Origin of the sequence: Enterobacter cloacae complex sp. S2 (assembly GCF_015159675.1) — a bacterium.
GTDB classification, from domain to species: Bacteria; Pseudomonadota; Gammaproteobacteria; order Enterobacterales; family Enterobacteriaceae; genus Enterobacter; species Enterobacter intestinihominis.
In genome coordinates this window covers 1-361 of sequence record NZ_JADDTS010000114.1, presented here as the reverse complement: position 1 = coordinate 361, position 361 = coordinate 1, and the positions used below count along the sequence as shown (strand labels likewise).

1 protein-coding gene is annotated in these 361 nt (G+C 41.3%); it reads left to right on the top strand.

From position 1 onward, the window contains the following. Window positions 1-294 (top strand): hypothetical protein (locus IPZ49_RS23325; protein WP_227754142.1); only part of this gene is annotated, 294 nt, incomplete at its 5' end. Window positions 295-361 lie beyond the last annotated feature (67 nt).

The window sequence follows — 361 nt, the reverse complement described above, 5'->3', positions numbered from 1 at the left end:
TTGTTACGTTCAGGGTTTACACCATCGGATTTGCAGAAGATAAAAAACAACGTTGAAAGCTATGGCGGAACCTTGGGGGAAGCGATTCAGGATCTGGCTAATCGATTCAGGGTTGTTTTATGGATAACATCGGCATGTCTGATGGTTTTTATCATTTTAGTATTGTTTTCTGCGAAAGAAACCGTCGTGGGTGGTGGGATATCAATTCTGATCGCAATAGTCATCGTTACATTTATTCAGCCGCCAGTCCTTTCTTACAAATCCTGGCGGTTCTGGAGAAAATTCAGAGACTAATGGTTCGATGTGTCAGTAGCAAGCAGGTCAAATATTACTTTGGCCTTAAGTCCATAACCTACTATTT